Below are 20458 nucleotides of genomic sequence, written 5' to 3' on the forward strand. Positions count from 1 at the left end.
ACTTCTCCGATTACTTCATCCATCTTTTTACCCCCTTATTTTATGTAACTTATTTGTAGTATAGAAGAGATTGATGAATGTAAACTATCGAAAAAGGTGACATAAACCTTACAGAATTGTAAGCTCTTTCATCCCTTTACTTACCCCTTTGAAACTCCAAGTATTTTTAGCAGACATATAGGCCATCATAATATGAAGCAAGTAATAATCAAGTGTCAGGAGGCGTTTAATATGTATTACGTAAAATTAATTAAAGGTCAATCTTTCTACGCTTTTGATCATCGTTTCTTAGTGTCTGAAGAAGAAAAGGTTTCAGAGAAAATCTATAATTACTTACGACGTAATGAATTTTTTGAAGTACGTAAAGAAGAATATTCTGCTTAATTACAAAAAGCATTAAGAAAAACATCATCTTATTGTGATATATTCTTGATGCTTTTATGTAAATTACTTCTTTTCAACAATTGTTGTGTACTCTATTAAAATATTCTAGTATTTGTCCAAGCTAATTCATCACTGCTTTCATATTTTAGTATATGAGGAGGTGACGAACATGACTCATATCATTGATTACCAAGCTACTCAACCTATTAGTAAAACTGGTGAAACAACTTTTGCAATTCCAGCTTCTCCAGATAGAGCAATTCTTGCAAAAATCAAATTAAAAATTTCAAGAAGAGACGCACGTAATAATCGTGTGGAATTAATTGCTACAGTTGGAGTTGAAGGTATAACTGAGATTTCACAAGTATTATTTCGAATTTTCCGTGATAACGTTGAAATTTTCAATACACAAGTAGGTATTGAATCAACAGATTCTGAACAATTCTACGCTCAAACATTTCAAGCTATAGATCAAGATTTAAACTGCGGAACTCATGTATATTCATTAACTGTAGAAAACCTTACTAGTGGTGCAAGTGCAGAAGTTGTTGGTCCTCTATCTTTTAGCGCTTTAGCTATTGGACAAGAGCGTAAATGTTGCTAAAAGAAATTAATGTTTAATTTTGTACTTGAGAAAAGCAAGACGTAGTTATACGTTCTTGCTTTTTTATATTTATCCTTACTCTCTATTAGCTTTAATCATAATTTTTTTACGTTTTGATTCACTTATTTCATCAATTAACACATCAAATTTTTGACAAATCAAAAAGATTGAATTCCACTCATGAAACACGTAATATAGACTCTGACTCTAAAAAAGTTCGTTATAAATAATACATAAAATAAGGAGGTTTTATATACGAGTTTTTCATTTTAAAAGACGGAGAGGTTTTATATTATGTGGCGTAATAAAAATGTTTGGATCGTTTTAATTGGGGAGTTTATTGCTGGTCTAGGGTTATGGCTTGGTATTCTTGGCAACCTTGAATTTATGCAAAAATATGTCCCTTCTGATTTCATGAAATCAGTTATATTATTTATCGGACTATTAGCCGGTGTTTTAGTTGGTCCTATGGCTGGTCGCATAATTGATCAGTATGAAAAGAAAAAAGTTCTTCTTTACGCTGGATTCGGTCGAGTTTTAAGTGTTATTTTCATGTTTTTCGCTATCCAATTTGAAAGTATCGCATTTATGATTGCATTTATGGTTGCTCTTCAAATTTCAGCAGCATTTTACTTTCCTGCATTACAATCTGTAATTCCACTCATCGTACGTGAGCATGAGTTATTACAAATGAACGGTGTACATATGAACGTTGGTACAATCGCTCGTATTGCGGGTACTTCACTAGGTGGAATTCTTTTAGTTGTAATGAGTTTACAGTATATGTATGCCTTCTCAATGGCAGCGTACGCTTTATTATTCCTCTCAACTTTCTTCCTACAATTCGAAGATAAGAAATCAACAACACCAAGTAAACAAGCTACAAAAGATAATAGCTTTATGGAAGTATTTCGTATTTTAAAAGGAATTCCTATTGCTTTTACAGCACTTATATTAAGTATTATCCCTCTATTATTTATAGCCGGATTTAATTTAATGGTAATCAACATTAGTGAAATGCAACATGATCCAACGATTAAAGGCTTTATTTATACAATTGAAGGTGTCGCATTTATGTTAGGGGCCTTCGTTATTAAACGTTTATCTGACCATTTCAAACCTGAAAAATTATTATATTTCTTCGCAGTTTGTACCGCTTTTGCACACCTTTCCTTGTTCTTTAGCGATATAAAATGGATGTCACTTACATCATTTGGTTTGTTTGGTTTTAGTGTCGGTTGCTTCTTCCCTATTATGTCGACAATTTTCCAAACGAAAGTGGAAAAAAGCTATCACGGCCGTCTTTTCTCATTCCGTAATATGTTTGAGAGAGTTATGTTCCAAATCGTTTTACTCGGTACTGGTTTCTTCTTAGATACGATTGGTTTACAGTACATGGTCTTAATTTTCGGTGTCATTTCATTATTAATTATTTTCATTTCATTATCTAAACAGAAACAATACGAAAAACAGCCTTCGCAATCTGCGAATTTATAACATAAACAAAAAGCATGGATTTAGTAGTATTAGATGAATCCATGCTTTTTGTTATATATAATTTAACACGTTTACTGAAATGATTTAAAGGAGTACCCATTTTGCTTTCGAATATAATATATAAATAAGGTATATAGGAGGCGCAAAATGTCTGATGGCATCCAGTTATTTATTATCCTTTTTGTTGTATTAGTTATGTTTAGCATCATAAACTTTTTAGCGATTTCCCTATCTCAACATAGCTTTAAAAGGAGAGTTCTGGCAGGCTTCATATTTTTACTGCTAACGCCTATTATTTTTTTGACAACTACGGCACTCACTTCTATATTCGATAAAACTGGTTTTGGAGCAATTAACCTAACTTCTTCCATTGTAAATGTGTATATTTTAAACGGCATTGTCATTCTTCTTTCCGCTTCATTTATTCTCAAAAAACAAAATATAAGATAGCACACTAGGCATGTATCTGTATTACATTAGATTCATGCCTTTTTATTTTAAAAACCTTACCTTCCCCCCAATTTTTATATGAAATTAAATAATTCTTTATAAAAATTTAAACTTTATTTATTACAATATACCTATCGAATTCGCACGTTTATTAAAAATGAAAAGAAAGGAGTACAAAATGAAAAAGGTTCTATTAATTATTCCATTATTCATCATACTACTTAGCGGATGTAGTAATAATGATATATACGGTTCTTGGGAAGTTGTTGACAACAAAAATGGTCTTTGCCCTGCATCTTATAAATTTGAAACAGTTGTAAAAGAAGAAAAGAAAGAAAAAATTGTTCAAAACTTAGTAGAGATGCAAACATCAAAGGAAAAAGAAGATTTATACAAAGGCTCATTTGTAAAGGATTCTAATGCGTATCACATTGATTATGGTAACTCATTTACATCGGATCAAACTATACAAGTTGTCGATGGCAAATTAAACGTATACTTTTATGCAGTTGAAAAATTATGTACATATAAGAAGAAATGATTACCCTTCATTTAAAACGCAGAAAATATTTTCTGCGTTTTTTTATCCTCCCTCTAAATTTGTCAATCGTTTTAATTTTCATAAAAAAATGATAAAATGTAACCATGTGTTTTCAGAATAATTAAAAACGCAGAAAGAAAACACTGTTTTTAGGAGGGGTTTTGATGACTTACACGTTAGCAACTAGAATGAAAGCATTCCAATCTTCTATATTTAGTGAATTAGGGGCCTATAAAAAAGAAAAAATTGCAGCAGGTCACAAAATGATTGATTTAAGTATCGGGAATCCTGATATGCCGCCTGCTGACTTTGTAAGAGAAGAAATGGTACATACAGCAAGTGAAAAAGAAAGCTATGGATACACATTAAGTGGTATTCAAGAATTTCACGAAGCTGTAACTGAATATTACAACAACACTCATAACGTTATTTTAAATGCCGATAAAGAAGTTTTATTATTAATGGGTTCACAAGACGGACTCGTTCATTTACCTATGGTTTATGCGAATCCGGGAGATATTATATTAGTTCCTGATCCAGGATATACAGCTTATGAAACAGGTATTCAAATGGCTGGTGCAACATCTTATTACATGCCATTAAAGAAAGAGAATGAATTCTTACCTAACTTAGAGCTAATTCCTGAAGAAATTGCCGATAAAGCGAAGATGATGATTTTAAACTTCCCAGGGAATCCAGTTCCGGCAATGGCTCATGAAGATTTCTTTAAAGAGGTAATTGCATTCGCGAAAAAGCATCACATTATTGTTGTCCATGATTTTGCTTATGCTGAGTTTTATTTTGATGGTAATAAACCAATTAGCTTCCTCTCTGTACCTGGGGCTAAAGAAGTTGGCGTAGAAATCAACTCTTTGTCAAAAAGCTATAGTTTAGCAGGTAGCCGTATTGGTTATATGATTGGTAATGAAGAAATTGTTCGTGCACTTACGCAGTTTAAATCAAATACAGATTACGGAGTGTTTTTACCAATTCAAAAAGCAGCATCAGCTGCACTAAGAAATGGCGCTTCGTTTTGCGAGAAAAATCGCGGTATTTATCAAGAACGTAGAGATACTTTAGTTGATGGATTCCGAACATTTGGTTGGAATGTTGATAAACCAGCTGGTAGTATGTTCGTCTGGGCCGAAATTCCGAAAGGCTGGACTTCTATAGATTTCGCTTATGCATTAATGGATCGTGCGAATGTCGTTGTTACACCAGGTCATGCATTTGGGCCTCACGGAGAAGGCTTTGTACGTATTGCACTCGTTCAAGATAAAGATGTGTTACAACAAGTTGTTGAAAACATTAGAAATAGTGGTATTTTTTCTCTTGAAAAAGTAAATGAATTAGTTAAAAATTAATGGTAACTCCCCTGCTTAACTGTAGCAGGGGTATTATTCATTGGAGGTACTCTCATATGCACATTAAAGACACTCTTCCTCATCGTTATCCATTTTTAATGATTGATAAAGTAACAAATGTAAAACTTGGTGAATCTGTTACAGGATATAAACTCATTACGAATAATGAATGGTTTATAAATGATAGTCAAAAACATATGCCTCATATGCTAATTGTAGAAGCACTTGCTCAGGTTAGTGCATTTGTACATCCAAATGACTCTGAAGGTCTAGGGTTCCTCTCCTCATTAGATGGGGTTGAATTCCATGGAAACGCATATCCCGGTGATAAACTTGATTTATATTATGAATTAACTCGCAATCGTCGAGGTTTTATTCTCGGTAAAGGTACTGCAACTGTTAATAATCAGCCGATTGTAACTGTGGAAAAGCTATTAATATATCAAGCAGATTAGAGACGATTTAATCCGCGGGGTATCTACCTCCTACAAATTCGTCTCACCAACATGAATAGAGTAAACAAATCACTTGGTTAGGAGCAAGAAAATGGAAAGTACTATCGGTATCGATGCTGGAGGAACATTAACGAAAATTGCTTATTTGAACGAACAAAAGCAATTAGCTTTTGAAAAATTTTATTCAAATGAACAAGATAAAATAATAGATTGGCTTAAGAAAAACACTCGTATAAAACAAATATGTATTACAGGTGGTAAAGCAAAACAATTACAGCAACTACTTTCACACTCATATAAAATAGTAGAACGAAACGAATTTGAAGCTACTCTAGTAGGTGTCCAATACATATTAAAAGAAGAAAAATATGATATAAATAACTTTATATTAACAAATATCGGTACAGGTACTTCCATTCATTACGTTTATAACGACAAATATGTTCGAGCTGGTGGTACCGGTGTTGGCGGTGGTACTATTATGGGGCTTTCAAAATTATTAACAAATATAGATCATTTTGAAGATGTGATTCCTTTAACAAAATTAGGTTCTAGAAAAGCACTAGATATTACGGTTGGAGATATTTATGATGGCATTCTCTCTCCTATTGATAATAGCTTAACTGCAAGTAATTTCGGCAAAGCTACTAAAACAGATTCAAATTTTAGCAGCTCTGATATACTAGCAACTGTGCAAGGACTTGTCGGTGAAGTCGTTACTGCATTAAGCCTACAATTTGCCGAAACAAAAAACATTGACCATATTATTTATATTGGTTCGACTCTATGTAATAACGTACACCTTCAAAATATTATTAGTAACTACACAAAATATCAAAATAAAACACCAATCTTTTTACGCGATGGTGGTAATAGCGGTGCGATTGGTGCTCTACTTTACATTACGAATAAAAAAAGCTGACGCTTGTCAGCTTTTTTGCAACGGTACTTCAAATTCAATAATTGATTCCCCGTTCTCTCCAATTCGCTCTACACTAATTCTATCAACTACACATTGTAACTTTTCAGGGAAACTATGAATATCCTTAGCTACTTTAGCAGCTAACTCAGCACTTTCTTTTCTCCCGACTGTTACATGCGGTATGTACGGAATATCTTCTTTCAAAAATGGTATTAAAGGTCCTGTATATAGCCTATCATGTAGTTCTTCTATTTGTTCTTTCCCTCCCTCAACTTCTAAAAACAAATAGTTTCCTACACTAGTAATATGATTTGCAAACTCAATTTCGATTTTTCCTACCCCTTTTGATAAATTCAAAATATGAGATTTTAATTCATCACTTGAAATATTACTCTTAAATGGAAATACGATTGTTATATGCGGTGGAATTAATCCAAATAAAGGATCATGTTTATGTCTAATGTTCTCTATTTTATCGATGGAAATATTATTTAGAAAAACTAAAATTGTACGCATTTTTATCCCCTCAACTTTTCCTCATTATAATATGTATCATATTCAATAACAGCCTGCCCTTCAACAACTTGTTTTGCTTACATGTAAAAATAAAAAAACTTCTCAAATGAGAAGTTTTCATATAGTGTGATTATTATTTTCCCGCCAAACTTTCCTAAACTTTATATAACAGGCAATTCTCCAAGGAATAATATACGATACTGCAACAACATAAAATAATAAACCTATTGTTTGCTGATCTAAGTCAACAATATATTGTCTTGAACCGTATCTCAAAACGACAAGTGCAATAAAAGTAATTAAAAAGGCAGCACTTTTTTTCGTGTAAATATTCCCATCATCTCTCCGCTCATAATTTGTTAAAACTATAAGCGGTACAGCGAAAAGTACACCAATAAATACCGCTATAACTACTTGTAATATAGCTGGATGCACGGGACCCAAAAACCATACAATACCTGGTGTTAAAAATAGTAATGGCCATAAAATACGTTTTCCCGATCCCTTTATTGGCTTATGCATAGAACGATATCGACGCCAAAATATTAGTAGTGCAATGCATAAAAAGACTGTAATGAGTGAAGATGTGTCTCCCATTTGTTTTTCCTACTCTCCTCAAATATATACTTAATTATATTTTAAATTGTTTGCTCAAATGATACCTTTCGAATAAATATACCGCTAGTCACGACATAGACGATAGTTAATATAATTGAAATGACAATAAAGTATGGGATATCTATTAAAGATAGATTAGATGTAGAATTTAAATCCTGTATTCCTACTTCTGCATAAAGCACACTATTCAATGATATAAAAAATGTTCCACCAATCATAAGACCAATCCACTTAAAACGTTTCTTAATCACTACTACTACTTGAAAGAAAGTTGCTATTGTAACATACAATAATAGTTGTACAATAAACTGTTTAACTGATTGTTCTCCTAAACTAATATTTACTGTACTATACAATGTATTTTTCAAAAAAATCACTTGAAGGAATGAGAAAACCACAGCTTGTAATAAGATATAGAAAACTGATCCAATGAAAAACTGTAATCTCGTTACTCCAAATGAAACTGCTAAACGAAACACATCATCCTGTATGATAAAAGTACTTACTACTATAAACAGTGTAATTGCAATCGAAGGATTATTTAATATATGTTGTAAAAATCCTTCTCTTATTTCTCTCAAATCCATTACACTTGTAATTCCTTTTATAAGTAATGCTGTAATCCAAAATATTAAAATTGCTTTGTAATGAAAATTTATATGTAACTTCAACTGCTTCATTAAAATCGTCATTTTATTTCACCACCAGTTATGTGAATAAATAGTTTTTGTAATGTAATTCTATCAATCAGTAACCCTTCTTTTTCAAGAGAATAATAATCTTCATTAGAAAGCTCTTCCCATAAAACAACAATCCCCTTATTTCCATAAACTTCTCGATTTATAACTTTTTTATTGATTGAAAACTCATCCACTTTATCTTTTTTCCCTGAAATAATATGACTTTGTTGTAATAAATTCTCCACAGATGATTGAACAATCAGTCTTCCTTCTTTTATGATAATTACCTCTTCGATAACATGAGTTACTTCTTCTACTAAATGTGTTGATAATATAATTGTTCTTGGATACTCACCGTAATCTTCTAATAGTAAACTATAAAACAACTCACGATGCGCTGCGTCTAAACCTGTAGTTGGTTCATCAAAAATAGTAATTGGTGCTCTACTTGCTAACCCTTGAATAATTCCGACGACTGTTTGCATACCGTGTGATAGTTTATGGTATTTCACTGTCATATTAAGCTGAAATTTATCAGCAAGTTCTTCAGCGTATTTTCCATCCCAGTTTTTATAAAACAGGCTGCACATCTTAAAAATTTCTTTTACTTTAAAACTTAAACGAGCTTCTTCTTTCACTCTAACAAAACAAATATTTTGCATCGCTTTACTATTTTCAAATACATTTTCACCAAATATTAATACACTTCCACTACTTGAAGTTATTTGTCCTGCTAGTAAATTTAATAGTGTCGTTTTTCCTGCTCCATTCCTCCCAAGCAAACCATATATTTTATGCTCTTCCAATGAAAGTGTTACTTCATTTACAGCTATTTTCTTTTTATATTTTTTCGTTATATCTTTCGTCTCAAGTGCAATCATCCCTCTTTCCCCTCCTTCGTAATTTTTTGAATCATATCCATCAATTCATCTTTTGATATTTCTAACACTTTCGCTTCTTCCCACACTTTAGGTAAATATTCGGTCATAAAAGTCTTTTGTCTTTTTTTAAGTACGACTTCTTTCGCTCCCTTTGCAACAAACATCCCGATCCCTCTCTTTTTATATAAAATCCCTTCATCCACTAATACATTTACCCCTTTAGCTGCAGTAGCTGGATTAATTTGTAGCATCTTCGCAAATTGATTTGTCGATGGAACTTGTTCTTCTTCAAGTAATATGTCTTTTAAAATATCAGATTCAATCGTTTCTGCAATTTGTAAGTATATTAATTTATTTTGCTCCAGAGTAGGTTTCACAATTTCACCACCTTAGGTTCTTAGGTTCATTACTTATGTAATTAACCATATCACATAAAAATATTTATTTCCATAAATTTCTTTTACAAAAAAAAGAGAGTCATTTATTTAAAAATGACTCTCTTTCTAAAAGTTCAAAGTTTCAACTCTTGTTCTCAAATTCTTTTCATTTATACCATTTTGACAAAAGTTAAATTGTTGTCCTTTTATTGACTTTGTACGATCTACTATTTGCCCTAAATGATAACTTGTGTGCCCCACTAAATGTAATAAACCATGAAGTTCAATATGTCTTTTTTCTTCCCATGATTGTATATATGCTTTTCCCCATTCATCAAATACTTTTTCAACGTACTGTAGCAAAACTTCAGAACTTTGTCTTTTTACTGGAAAATACTCTTCAATTCCCTTTTCAAAAACTATATTGGGATTTTTATAACGACTAGTATTTCTATAAATATGTTCACAAATATGCAATACACTTCCACCAATTGAATTAACAGAGTTCCCTTGCTTCCACAAATCTTCTTCACTAACGAGGCTAATTGCTTGTATTAACTTAGGTAAATAATGACCCTTCATTCTATGATAAGAAATTTTGTATACAATCTCCATCTTTGTCCCTCCAATTATTTCACTGGATATTTAACAAATAAAGATTTCCGAAAATCTTTATCATTTATAAGCATTGTAATTTTTTCATTATTATCGTTAAGGAACTTTACTACTTTCTTTTTATCCCATATACCATTTTCTTTTGGAAAATCATCAAATTTTACATACAGGATTGATAGTATCTCTTCTCTTTTTATCGTGAAATTTTTATTTTCTACTTGAAACTCGTAACTTTTCGCATTTGGTACTAAAATCGCTAAATAAATAACGTTAAAGAGAAAATTCTTCTTCATCGTATCCTTACCATCAAACCAATACGTCTCAACCATGTCTTCTGTAAGGGTTCCATTCCCTTTTGCACCATAGTTCACCTTTATGCTTTCATTCTCCAAACTTATACTTTGAAATGTTTCACCACCGGGTAAATGATTAACAATTGCAACCACATCTGAATTATTACCAACGTATGTCCCCGAATATTTCTTAAAATCAACCGGTTCAACATCAGATATTTCTTTTATTCTTTCTCCGCTAGAACAAGCAGTAATAAATAAAAAAATTGTTAGCATAACAACCACATTACGATGCATATATTTCATTTAGCATCCCCCATTTTTATCGATATTTCGTTAACTACAATACATCTACTCAAAACCCTTTAAAACATACGCATTTTAATCAAAATTAAAAATTTTCAATTTTTATGTTTACAATTATCCATTAATTGTATATACTTACTAACGTAAGAAAAAATTCTAAAAGGAGGTCGAATAAAATGATGAAATTACAATTACATGCTTTAACTTTAGCGTTAACTGCACCTTTGTTTTTCGGACAATTAAATATGAATTCGACCACCCTAATGGAGAATTGAAAATCGCACTTTATTTCTATTAATTCATAAATTCGCCACAGGAGGTCGTATACTTTCCTGTGGCTTTTTCACGCCTAGCCATAGGAGAACTATATCTTCCTGTGGCTTTTTTGTGCGATTTTTTAGCCTCTTATATTATTTTTTAAAGAAAGGAGCAACATTCGATGACTATTAGCGTATTGTTTTTAAGTATTACGATTCAAAGAAATACAATTTCCAAAGATGAAATTTTTCATAATGAACAAATTGAAAAAGCTATGAATGATGTTAAGGAGCGCCAAGCACTTTATTGTGATCACCTGTAATTCCTTTTCGGAAGGAGGAATTCATTTATGACCTTTCATATTTTCTTTTTTACAACTGTACTTCAGAAAGACACTTTATCTGAAGAAGAAATCATTCGTAAACAACAATTAAAACAACTGACTGATAAAATGACTGACATTAAAAGTTCATACTATACGCAAATGTATTAAAAATATATTTTTAAGGAGCAATATCCGAATGAAATTTAAAGCATTCTTTTTAACTATCACTATTCAAAAACGTAAGCTTTCTCAGAAAGAAATTTTGCGGGAACAACACATTCAAACTATTATGGACGAAGTGAAAGAGCATCAAGCTTCTTATTACAGCCGTCTTTTCTAATTAACTTTTAAAGGGGTAATATGTAATGAAATTTAAAGCATTCTTTTTAACTATCACTATTCAAAAACGTAAGCTTTCTCAGAAAGAAATTTTGCGAGAACAACACATTCAAACTATTATGAACGAAGTAAAAGAGCGTCAAGCCTCTTATTACAGCCGTCTTTTCTAATTAACTTTTAAAGGGGTAATATGTAATGAAATTTAAAGCATTCTTTTTAACTATCACTATTCAAAAACGTAAGCTTTCTCAGAAAGAAATTTTACGTGAACAACACATTCAAACTATTATGGGCGAAGTGAAAGAGCGTCAAGCTTTTTATTACAGCCGTCTTTTCTAAATAATTTATAAAGGAGCAAAAAACTAATGAAATTTAAAGTATTCTTTTTAACCATTACGATTCAGAAAACTAAGTTTTCAGACAGTGAGATATTGCATGATCAACAAATTAATAAAGCTATGGAAGATGTAAAAGAACGTCAAAGTCACTACTGTAGCCATCTATAATTCCTTTCGAAAGGAGGAATGTATTATGAAGTTTCACCTTTTCTTTTTAACAATCACAATTCAGAAAGAAACCCTTTCTGAAACTGAATTAAAGCAAGAACAACAATATAAACAGATTATGGACGAAATTCGAGATCGTAGAAGCAAATACTATTCTCACCTATAAACCTTTAAAATATAAAAATTGAAAGGAGTCGATTATGATGTTGATAGCACGTTCTAAAGAAATGATTTGGATAATTCAGAGGGATTCCACATAGTTTTATAGACATTATATCACACAAGTATATGTCTATATTTGATATGTAATAAATATATAATAAAACTACATTTTCACACTTTTGACATTGAGTAATAAACAAAAGATACACCACTTAAAAAGCGGTGTATCTTTCTCAACATATACTATTTCCGATTACTTCGTTTCGTCTTAAACAATCTCACTAAGTTCGATACAACTGTTTTTGTTACTGCATAAACTGGCACTGCTAAAATCATTCCGATAATTCCCGCAAAGTTACCTACCCCTAAAATTAAAATAATAATTGTTAGCGGGTGGATATTCAGTTTCGAACTCATAATACGCGGTGAAATGATGTTACTTTCAAACTGTTGTACAATTGTTACGATAATAATTACGTACAACGCTTGCATCGGAGATACGAACAGACCTACAATAACAGCTGGTGCTGCACCGATAAATGGACCTAAGTTAGGAATGATATTTGTAAATGCTGCTATAATTCCTAAAACGAAAGCGTACGGTAAATCGATAATTAAATAACCGATAAAAGTAAAAGCACCTACAAATATACAAACGAGCGCTTGTCCTTGAATATATGCAGATAATGTTTCGTTCGTTTCCTTAATAATACGAAGTCCTTCTTCACGGTAAGACTCAGGTAATAAACTAACTGCTTTCCCTGGAAACGCATGTCCATCTTTAAACATATAAAATAAAATGAACGGTACTGTAAAGATAACTAATGCGACGTTCGTTATAATACCAAATAAAGCCGTTGCACTCGACGTAATTGTGTTTGGTATATCCTTTAAGTATTCAATTGCATTTTTTTCAATTGTTTCAATGGAAACATAGTTTTGTGTAGATAACCATTCAAACAATCTATGATGGGATAAATCTTGTATGTATACTTTTCCCTCTTTTATATAACTTGGCATATTTTTTACTAAATCCATTAGCTGTTGTGAGATCGTTGGAACAACTACCCCAACTCCAACCGCAGTTAATGTTATAATAAAAAGATATAACAGTAATATCGCTAAATTTCTAGGTACTTTTTTCTCCTCCAAAAAGACTAATACAGGATTAAATATAAAGTATAAAAATAACGCGATTAAGATTGGGAAAAACAATGTTGATATGAAGATACCAATCGGTTGAAATAGAAACGATATTTTTGTGCAAATAAATATGATCGCTACAACCATTAGCACTTCTAATGTCCAAAAGTGCACTTTCGATTTCAAAAAACATCCTCCTTTAAACTAGCACTTCTCTTCATTGTACCAAAATAAGCAACAATTTCACATAATATTTTCCTTTACAATATTCCAAAATACCAATAAATACACTACAATAAGAATACATACAAATTTGTAGGTAAAGGTGATAAAAATGACACAATGCATCATTTGCAGAAAAGATACGAAAGAACTTAGTGAACAATATGTCATCCCAGAAATATTATGTGGATATTATTTCACAAACTCATTTTGTGATACTTGTCATGAACAGATGACAACAAATATTGATCGTCCTTTAATTCGGCATAAATTAAGTCAATTTAAGATTGAGCAAATGAAAAGACAGATTGACTCCCCCCTCTATACGAATGAGCATGGTGAGGAACTTGCAGCGGCTGAGACAGATGTTGTAGAAGTAAGTGATGAAATACTTTATTCCAATGCATTAATTATGAAACTATGTAAAAAGCACGATATTTCACTACATAATGAAATTTGGAAAGAAGAACGTGTAACGAAAGTAGCTAGCTCTATTCAACGTGAATTACTTTTAGATAACCGCAAATACAAGATGAGCGTATTAAAAATGGCTTATACTTTCGCTGTACAAGCTGTTGATGGCTATTTTGAAGATCCAGATGCGATTGATATTTCTAATATTTTATCAAATGCCGACTTCATGGAATTAAAAGAAAAGAGCATTGTACGCGATTTAAGCAAAAGTTCTTTATGGAATACATTAAATACAAATAGTGAAAACCATTACTTTATTTTATTAAGTGATAAAGATGGCCTGTTCTGCTTCATTCGTCTATTTGATATCTTTGATGTTGTCGTTCATTTATCAGAAAAAAGATATGAACTTTCATCACCCATTGTCGGTGTAAATAATGTAAATAAGCAGGAATTTTATATCCAAACTTTAAAACAGTATATGGATGGGCTATTTAAAGAAACAACCCCTTCGATTTAATTGAAATCAGAACATACGGTCTCCTTTCTTGATGAAAAGACACTGTGTTATAATGAGTATGAAAAGAACAATACAATCACATAAACTAATTATTAATTGTATATAAATAAAAAAGACTAGTGTGCGGCTACACACTAGTCCACGTAACCTAGCAGATTGGATTGTTCATTTATCCTATTTGTTTCTTACAAACAAAACAACCCACATTCTATTGGCATAGGTGGGTTGTTATTTTTTGAGCTTGTCTATTAAAACGACGACGAACGTTAACAATGCAACGAGAAACAGTCCACCTTGCAATAACAACGCTATTTCACTCACTTATTATCACCCCCCTCCTACTCGGAGAAGTGATAATTGAACAACCAACCGTACCTTAAGTTACTATTTAATTTTACCATATTTTCTAATAGTTTACGATGAAAACCCGCAAGTGATTTACTTGCGAGTTTTTTTATTTCTCATTATTTTTTTAGTGCAAATGCATCAGCTATCATTTCGCCAACAATTTTCTTTTCTTGCTCCTTTTCTTCTTTCAATAAAGGAAATAACAGTTCTGCCACTTCATATGCTTCTTCTAAATGAGGATATCCTGATAAAACAAACGTATCAATTCCTAACGCTTCATATTCTTTTATTCTTTCTGCTACTGTATACGGATCCCCAACAAGCGCAGTACCTGCACCACCTCTTACAAGCCCGATGCCAGCCCATAAGTTAGGACTTATCTCTAACGACTCCCTCGTACCTTTATTTAAATGAGTCATTCGTTTTTGACCAACTGAATCATATCTTGCAAATGTCTTTTGAGCAAGCTCAATTGTTTCGTTATCTACATATTGAATTAAACGTTCTGCCTCTTCCCATGCTTCTTCTTCTGTCTCTCTTACAATTACATGTAACCTGATGCCGAATCGCACCTTACGCCCCTTCCCTTCCGCAAGTTTTTTTACTTCATCTATTTTTTCTTTCACTTGCGCTGGCGGCTCTCCCCACGTTAAATATACATTACTATGTTCAGCCGCCACTTCTTTACCTGCAGCAGACGATCCGCCAAAATAAATTGGTGGATACGGTGTTTGAACCGGAGGAAATACAACTTTACTATCCGTAACTTTAATATGCTTTCCTTCTAAAGAGATCGTTTCACCTTGTAAGGTCGATTTCCAAACTTTTAAAAATTCATCCGCTGCTTCATATCTTTCATCATGTTCCAGATATAATCCATCGCCTTGCAATTCAACAGGATCTCCTCCAGCTACTACATTAATAAGTAACCTCCCATCTGAAATTCTATCAAATGTTGATGCCATCCTCGCTGCAACTGTCGGTGACATAAGTCCTGGTCTAACTGCTACTAAAAATTTTAATTTCTCTGTTTCGGCTGCAAGTGCAGATGCTAATACCCATGGATCTTCACACCCTTGACCAGTTGGAAGTAACACACCTGTATATCCTAAGTAATCAGCTGCCTGTGCAACTTGCTTATAATAACCATATTCAGCTGCCCTTCCTCTTTTTGTCGTCCCTAAATATCGACCATCTCCATAAGCTGGAATAAACCATAACAATTCCATATCTTTACACACCCCTTATTTATATTAAAGCGTATACTAAAATACTCTATATAAATTACCCCTAATAATTTATATGTTAATTCCCTGTCTCTCCTTTAAAATTATCTCGCCATCTTAAGAATTTCACTTCTAGTAAACGTACGAGTGAATCAGAAAACTTCCCAACGAATGCAAAGATAATAATACCGACAAATACAATATCTGTATTTGAAAATTGCCTTGCATCCATAATCATATAGCCAATACCTTCTGTAGATCCCATAAGTTCTGCTACTACTAAACTCACCCATGCAACTCCTAAGGACAATCTTGCACCGAGTAATAGGTTCGGCAATGCTGATGGTAAAATTAATTTCGTAATTAATTTTCTTCTACTAAACTCTAACACTCTCGCAACATCAAATAACTTTGAATCTACACCTCGTATTCCTAAAAACGCGTTAACGTATAAAGGAAAAAATGCACCATCTGCAATTAATAACACTTTCGATGTTTCGCCAAAGCCGAACCATAATACGAAAAGCGGTGCCACAGCTAAATGAGGTACAGTTCGTAACATTTGTACTGACGGATCTAAATATTGCTCACTTCTCGTTGAAAATCCAACAATCGTTCCTAAAATAATTCCTAAACTTCCGCCGATAAAGAAACCAGCCGCAGCCCTGAATACACTAATACTTAAATGACCGAATAACTCTCCTGTTTTTATAAGTTCTTGAAAAGCTAGAATTATATGTAATGGCGTCGGTAAAACTGTTTTAGAAACTAAATCGAATACGCCGGCTAACTGCCAAATAATTAATACGATAATCGGTATAGTAATCGCCCTTACTAGCACTTTTACATTCGTCTTTCGCTCTTTCTTTACATTGTTTTTGCCAATCGTTATACTCGCCCTTTTCATAACCGCTTTCGTATTCTCCAATTTATAAAACCTCTTTTCACTTCGCCTTTAATGCTTTTTCTACGAAAGAATTATCTACAACTTTATGTGTCTTTATTTCTTTCTTTATAGAACCGAGCTTAAATTGAAAATCTGCTGTCTTTTGTTGTTCTGCTATTATTTCTTTCGTTACTGGAACTAAAATGGGTTTGTCATGATTAAACACTTCTTTTACAATCTCTGCATCTATCTTCTTGGTTGAAGTATATATTTTTATTGCTTCATCCAAATTTTCATCTTGCCATATGCGTGCTTTTTCATAAATTTTGAGGAATTTCTCAACTAACTCTGGATGTTCTTTCGCAAACTTTGTTCTTGTTATTAAAAACTCTGGTGAAGAAACATTCAATGTGTCACCATCTGCAATCACCTTCGCTTCTTTATTTACCGTATGTAACGATATGAAAGGATCCCAAATTGCCCATGCATCTACTGTTCCTGATTCAAATGCTGGCTGTGCTTCATCTGGTTGTAACTGAATAACATTTACATCTTTTGCATTGATACCTTCCTTATCTAGTGCTCGATACAATAAATTAAAAGCGCTACTTCCTTTTGCAACTGCAATTTTTTTACCTTTTAATTCTTTTACACTCGTAATCTTGCTATCTTTTTGTATAAGAATTCCTGTTCCTTTTGTTGCATAACTTGTATTAGCGATTTCGGTAAATTCAATACCTGCTGCTTGCGCGGAAATAACTGGGGAGTTCCCAACTTCACCAAAGTCTAATCGATTCGATGCGATAGCCTCAAAATAGGGAGGCCCGCTTTGAAACTCCGTCCATTTCACTTTAACCCCTTCTTTTTTAAACTCTTCTTCAAACCATCCTTTTTTCTGTGCGAGTAATAGTGGACTTAATCCTTGCTGTATACCAATTTGTACTGTTATATCTTCCTTCTTACTACTCGCTGTGCTTTTTTCACATCCGAATAAAAATAAAGAAATAGCTAAAGCAAAAGAAAGAACTTTGATTTTCTTATACATATATACTCACTCTTTCTCTATATACTTGTTTGAATTAGTCCCCCGTGTTCAAACTGCTGTAATACTTTCTTTCGAATTTCTTGGAATGACTCCGAAGTTTTACTACGCGGATAAGGTAAATTATTTTCAATCACTTTATGTATTTTTCCAGGCTTTGCACTCATAATAATAATTCGATTCGAAAGATATATGGCTTCGTCTATATCATGTGTAACGAATATCATTGTCGTCTTTTTTTGTTCCCAAATGTTGAGCAGCACTTCTTGCAAATGACTTCGGGTAAACGCATCAAGTGCGCCAAATGGTTCATCAAGCAATAATACATTCGGATCCCTTAGCAATGCTCTTGCAATCGCAACACGTTGTGACATCCCGCCTGATATTTCTTTCGGATATGATTTTTCAAAACCGTCTAACCGGACGATTTCAACCCAGTCTTTCACCTTATCCTTCACATACTTATCTTTTAATGACAAATCAGCTGCAATATTCTCTTCGACTGTTAACCATGGAAACAGACGGTGTTCTTGAAATATAAACCCTTGCTTCTTACTCGGTTTTGTTATGTGCTCCCCATCAATAATGACTTCACCTTCAAAATCGCTGTCTAAACCTGCAATAGTTTTTAATAGTGTGCTTTTTCCGCAACCACTCGGACCAATTACTGTAACAAAATCCCCTTTTTCTAATTGGAAATTAATATCTTCTAATACTTGAACAGTACCAGTTTGTTTCGAAAAATATTTTGATACTCCATCAATTGAAACAGTCATTTTTCCCCCTCCTTGAAATGATTCATTTAAATGAACAGAATCCGTATTTATGCAATAAAAAAACCAAAGGCATTTTATCTAATGATAAAATGCCTTTGGTTTTTCCAATCAGCAATACGTAATGGAATTAAGTACATATTATACAAATATTTCCGATAAGTCAACTCGGTTTTATTAAAACATACGTATGATTTGTTTGAACATCTTGAATGTTGTTTATTTGAAAACTATTTTTTATGGTCCTTAATCCACTGTAGCCAATAAGAAAACTCACATGCCAAATGCATTTGATGCGATTTAATAAGGCTATTAGGACAAAGTGCTGGAAACTCTACAACTAGACTTACTTCTATTCCAGTATCTGTATCTTTGAATTGATGTCGAACTCCACCAATAGTAGTACCGTCTTTCATACGTGCAACACCTGTTGATTGGTATTGATAAGACTTATCTCTAGGTGTCTTCAATCCCGTTTCGTCACCATAAACAATAAAAAATTGAACCGGAAACGGAGAATTACCAGTAGTTTCAATAACCTCTAATTCATTTTCCCCAAAGGGTCTTAGTACATAGTGATCAGGACAAGCTGATAAATTCACTTGATCATTTTCACGTGATTGTTCAAGCATAAAACTATCAATTCCATTTATCGCCTCTTCTGCTGTAATCCCGTATAAATAGATACTTGTTTTTGAAAAACTTCGTCTATCGCCAGATAAAACAGTACAAATACGCATACCCATTTCACTTAATTTAAGTTTAGATTTTAACTTAGCATACATTTCATTGTATGAATAATTTAACTTTAGTTCCGTTAGTTTTTTTATCATAACGTCTGTATCATTTAATTCCGGTTCTTTATGCCCTAATGTATTTAAAACTTTTTTAATACGTTCTCTTTTCCATTTTGTAAGTTGTTCATTCGAAATATTGTTTCCATCGATAATAATTTTCATATACATTCTCCTTCGCTTTGATCGTATCGTAGTGTATTTAATACTAAATTAATCATTTCTTGCTTCGTATCTAGATTCAAATTCACCTCTGAATCAGCAATACTGCTAAGACCGTATAAAATAAATCCTGATGCTAATAATGAGTTATCAGTATTAAAAATCCTAGTTTTCACCCCTTCTTCGATTACTTGTCGAATTAATGGCTGCATTCGCGTAAATAATTTCTGTTCCAGTTGAAAATGTTGTTCCGTCTGAAACGAACTTACATTTTTATAAGGTGCTAATTTTTCGATAAATGTCCAAAATATATTTAGAGAAGCTTTCATCTTTTGCATGACAGACCGTTCATTAGAAATAAGTATTTCTTCGATTAACTCCATATTTTTCACAATAAAGTCATTTAATACTTCATCAACAAAATTCTCTTTAGACTTGAAGTAATAATAAAATAAGCCCGTTGCTACACCAGCATGATTCACAACATCTTTAATGCCAAATCCTTTCATACCATTTTTCATATATAGCTCAAATCCAATATCCATTAATTCTTGCCTTCTTATATCTGGTTCTTTTGATATTCTTTTCATAGGTCATCTCCCATTATGTTTTTTTCACGACTGAATCTGATTCAATCATAATTGACTGAACTTAATTCAGTCAATCTTTTTTAATAAAAATGTAAAATCAGTTTCAAAACTTAGCATACAAATTCGTAAATGTATTGTAATTTTGTTTACTTACTAAATCCCTACAAAAAAAGAGTAACCCCGAGAAATATGCTTCTAACTTTAGATTTATCAAAAAAGTTAGTTCATATAACTTAAGACTACTC

Annotated in this window: 31 protein-coding genes; 16 read left to right on the plus strand and 15 right to left on the minus strand. The window is 32.5% G+C overall.

What is annotated here, in order from left to right; genetic code table 11:
• Window positions 1-231 precede the first annotated feature (231 nt).
• The 8 genes from KZZ19_RS14035 to coaW all read left to right on the plus strand — a co-directional run bounded on the left by KZZ19_RS14035 (window position 232) and on the right by coaW (window position 6217).
• Window positions 232-384 (plus strand): YqbF domain-containing protein, encoded by a 153-nt coding sequence (locus tag KZZ19_RS14035; protein WP_000291907.1) that lies wholly within the window; start codon window positions 232-234, stop codon window positions 382-384.
• Window positions 385-553: 169 nt separating this feature from the next.
• A complete protein-coding gene (gene exsC / locus KZZ19_RS14040; RefSeq protein ID WP_088096709.1) occupies window positions 554-988 on the plus strand; it encodes an exosporium protein ExsC in 435 nt (144 codons plus the stop codon).
• A 294-nt stretch (window positions 989-1282) separates the two neighbouring features.
• Window positions 1283-2485 (plus strand): MFS transporter, encoded by a 1203-nt coding sequence (locus tag KZZ19_RS14045; RefSeq protein ID WP_088096710.1) that lies wholly within the window; start codon window positions 1283-1285, stop codon window positions 2483-2485.
• A 147-nt stretch (window positions 2486-2632) separates the two neighbouring features.
• On the plus strand, window positions 2633-2935 hold the full coding sequence (locus tag KZZ19_RS14050; RefSeq protein WP_088096711.1) for a hypothetical protein: 303 nt from the start codon (window positions 2633-2635) through the stop codon (window positions 2933-2935).
• Window positions 2936-3113: 178 nt separating this feature from the next.
• On the plus strand, window positions 3114-3476 hold the full coding sequence (locus KZZ19_RS14055; protein WP_088096712.1) for a hypothetical protein: 363 nt from the start codon (window positions 3114-3116) through the stop codon (window positions 3474-3476).
• Between the two features lie 164 nt (window positions 3477-3640).
• On the plus strand, window positions 3641-4840 hold the full coding sequence (locus tag KZZ19_RS14060) for an LL-diaminopimelate aminotransferase (protein ID WP_237980211.1): 1200 nt from the start codon (window positions 3641-3643) through the stop codon (window positions 4838-4840).
• A 56-nt stretch (window positions 4841-4896) separates the two neighbouring features.
• Complete coding sequence (locus KZZ19_RS14065; protein WP_098884874.1) at window positions 4897-5295, plus strand: 3-hydroxyacyl-ACP dehydratase FabZ family protein; 399 nt, start codon at window positions 4897-4899, stop codon at window positions 5293-5295.
• A 91-nt stretch (window positions 5296-5386) separates the two neighbouring features.
• A complete protein-coding gene (coaW, locus tag KZZ19_RS14070) occupies window positions 5387-6217 on the plus strand; it encodes a type II pantothenate kinase (protein ID WP_237980209.1) in 831 nt (276 codons plus the stop codon).
• A gap of 6 nt (window positions 6218-6223) precedes the next feature.
• Here the strand turns inward: coaW and KZZ19_RS14075 are convergent, their stop codons facing one another.
• The 7 genes from KZZ19_RS14075 to KZZ19_RS14105 all read right to left on the minus strand — a co-directional run bounded on the left by KZZ19_RS14075 (window position 6224) and on the right by KZZ19_RS14105 (window position 10503).
• A complete protein-coding gene (locus KZZ19_RS14075; RefSeq protein ID WP_237980207.1) occupies window positions 6224-6733 on the minus strand; it encodes a 2'-5' RNA ligase family protein in 510 nt (169 codons plus the stop codon).
• Between the two features lie 117 nt (window positions 6734-6850).
• A complete protein-coding gene (locus KZZ19_RS14080) occupies window positions 6851-7330 on the minus strand; it encodes a CcdC family protein (RefSeq protein ID WP_237980206.1) in 480 nt (159 codons plus the stop codon).
• A gap of 41 nt (window positions 7331-7371) precedes the next feature.
• Window positions 7372-8043 carry a DUF4052 family protein gene (locus tag KZZ19_RS14085; protein WP_088096718.1) on the minus strand — a complete coding sequence of 224 codons (672 nt, stop codon included), beginning with the start codon at window positions 8041-8043 and terminating at the stop codon, window positions 7372-7374.
• Entirely contained in the window at window positions 8040-8912 is an 873-nt protein-coding gene (locus tag KZZ19_RS14090; RefSeq protein ID WP_237980204.1) for an ABC transporter ATP-binding protein, read from the minus strand. Before KZZ19_RS14090 ends, KZZ19_RS14085 begins: the two co-directional genes overlap by 4 nt.
• Window positions 8909-9289 (minus strand): GntR family transcriptional regulator, encoded by a 381-nt coding sequence (locus KZZ19_RS14095; RefSeq protein WP_088096720.1) that lies wholly within the window; start codon window positions 9287-9289, stop codon window positions 8909-8911. Before KZZ19_RS14095 ends, KZZ19_RS14090 begins: the two co-directional genes overlap by 4 nt.
• Before the next feature lie 126 nt (window positions 9290-9415).
• Complete coding sequence (locus tag KZZ19_RS14100; RefSeq protein ID WP_237980202.1) at window positions 9416-9904, minus strand: DinB family protein; 489 nt, start codon at window positions 9902-9904, stop codon at window positions 9416-9418.
• Between the two features lie 14 nt (window positions 9905-9918).
• Entirely contained in the window at window positions 9919-10503 is a 585-nt protein-coding gene (locus KZZ19_RS14105) for a DUF4825 domain-containing protein (protein WP_237980200.1), read from the minus strand.
• A gap of 439 nt (window positions 10504-10942) precedes the next feature.
• Between KZZ19_RS14105 and KZZ19_RS14110 the strand changes: the two genes are divergently transcribed.
• Genes KZZ19_RS14110 through KZZ19_RS14140 form a run of 7 tightly spaced genes read left to right on the plus strand, consistent with a single transcriptional unit; the run spans window position 10943 to window position 12097 of the window.
• Window positions 10943-11083, plus strand: coding sequence for a YrzI family small protein (locus KZZ19_RS14110; protein ID WP_000156189.1), 141 nt, complete (start codon window positions 10943-10945; stop codon window positions 11081-11083).
• A gap of 27 nt (window positions 11084-11110) precedes the next feature.
• Window positions 11111-11254 (plus strand): YrzI family small protein, encoded by a 144-nt coding sequence (locus tag KZZ19_RS14115; protein ID WP_098342028.1) that lies wholly within the window; start codon window positions 11111-11113, stop codon window positions 11252-11254.
• A 28-nt stretch (window positions 11255-11282) separates the two neighbouring features.
• Window positions 11283-11426, plus strand: a complete 144-nt coding sequence (locus KZZ19_RS14120; protein WP_060631250.1) for a YrzI family small protein — start codon at window positions 11283-11285, stop codon at window positions 11424-11426.
• Window positions 11427-11451: 25 nt separating this feature from the next.
• Entirely contained in the window at window positions 11452-11595 is a 144-nt protein-coding gene (locus KZZ19_RS14125) for a YrzI family small protein (RefSeq protein ID WP_098342027.1), read from the plus strand.
• 25 nt (window positions 11596-11620) lie between these two features.
• Window positions 11621-11764, plus strand: coding sequence for a YrzI family small protein (locus KZZ19_RS14130; protein WP_088096724.1), 144 nt, complete (start codon window positions 11621-11623; stop codon window positions 11762-11764).
• Window positions 11765-11790: 26 nt separating this feature from the next.
• Window positions 11791-11931, plus strand: coding sequence for a YrzI family small protein (locus KZZ19_RS14135; RefSeq protein ID WP_000669813.1), 141 nt, complete (start codon window positions 11791-11793; stop codon window positions 11929-11931).
• Between the two features lie 25 nt (window positions 11932-11956).
• Window positions 11957-12097 (plus strand): YrzI family small protein, encoded by a 141-nt coding sequence (locus tag KZZ19_RS14140; protein WP_087953365.1) that lies wholly within the window; start codon window positions 11957-11959, stop codon window positions 12095-12097.
• 239 nt (window positions 12098-12336) lie between these two features.
• Here KZZ19_RS14140 and KZZ19_RS14145 read toward each other — a convergent pair whose 3' ends face one another.
• Entirely contained in the window at window positions 12337-13422 is a 1086-nt protein-coding gene (locus KZZ19_RS14145) for an AI-2E family transporter (RefSeq protein WP_088096725.1), read from the minus strand.
• 148 nt (window positions 13423-13570) lie between these two features.
• Between KZZ19_RS14145 and KZZ19_RS14150 the strand changes: the two genes are divergently transcribed.
• A complete protein-coding gene (locus KZZ19_RS14150; protein ID WP_237980197.1) occupies window positions 13571-14392 on the plus strand; it encodes an HNH endonuclease in 822 nt (273 codons plus the stop codon).
• 228 nt (window positions 14393-14620) lie between these two features.
• Here KZZ19_RS14150 and KZZ19_RS14155 read toward each other — a convergent pair whose 3' ends face one another.
• From KZZ19_RS14155 to KZZ19_RS14185, 7 genes are all read right to left on the minus strand, one after another.
• Window positions 14621-14713, minus strand: a complete 93-nt coding sequence (locus KZZ19_RS14155) for a putative holin-like toxin (protein ID WP_001289320.1) — start codon at window positions 14711-14713, stop codon at window positions 14621-14623.
• A gap of 143 nt (window positions 14714-14856) precedes the next feature.
• Entirely contained in the window at window positions 14857-15969 is a 1113-nt protein-coding gene (gene ssuD, locus KZZ19_RS14160) for an FMNH2-dependent alkanesulfonate monooxygenase (protein WP_098342025.1), read from the minus strand.
• Window positions 15970-16045: 76 nt separating this feature from the next.
• Window positions 16046-16894: an ABC transporter permease gene (locus tag KZZ19_RS14165; protein ID WP_088096728.1), complete on the minus strand. Its 849-nt coding sequence runs from the start codon at window positions 16892-16894 to the stop codon at window positions 16046-16048.
• Between the two features lie 16 nt (window positions 16895-16910).
• Window positions 16911-17897 carry an aliphatic sulfonate ABC transporter substrate-binding protein gene (locus KZZ19_RS14170; protein WP_348637994.1) on the minus strand — a complete coding sequence of 329 codons (987 nt, stop codon included), beginning with the start codon at window positions 17895-17897 and terminating at the stop codon, window positions 16911-16913.
• A 17-nt stretch (window positions 17898-17914) separates the two neighbouring features.
• On the minus strand, window positions 17915-18670 hold the full coding sequence (locus KZZ19_RS14175; RefSeq protein ID WP_237980193.1) for an ABC transporter ATP-binding protein: 756 nt from the start codon (window positions 18668-18670) through the stop codon (window positions 17915-17917).
• A 227-nt stretch (window positions 18671-18897) separates the two neighbouring features.
• Window positions 18898-19626, minus strand: coding sequence for a hypothetical protein (locus tag KZZ19_RS14180; RefSeq protein WP_237980191.1), 729 nt, complete (start codon window positions 19624-19626; stop codon window positions 18898-18900).
• Window positions 19623-20213 (minus strand): TetR/AcrR family transcriptional regulator, encoded by a 591-nt coding sequence (locus KZZ19_RS14185; protein ID WP_237980189.1) that lies wholly within the window; start codon window positions 20211-20213, stop codon window positions 19623-19625. The genes KZZ19_RS14180 and KZZ19_RS14185 overlap by 4 nt, the downstream gene beginning before the upstream one ends.
• Window positions 20214-20458: the final 245 nt, after the last annotated feature.

This window comes from Bacillus thuringiensis (assembly GCF_022095615.2).
In the GTDB taxonomy this organism is placed as follows: Bacteria; Bacillota; Bacilli; order Bacillales; family Bacillaceae_G; genus Bacillus_A; species Bacillus_A cereus_AG.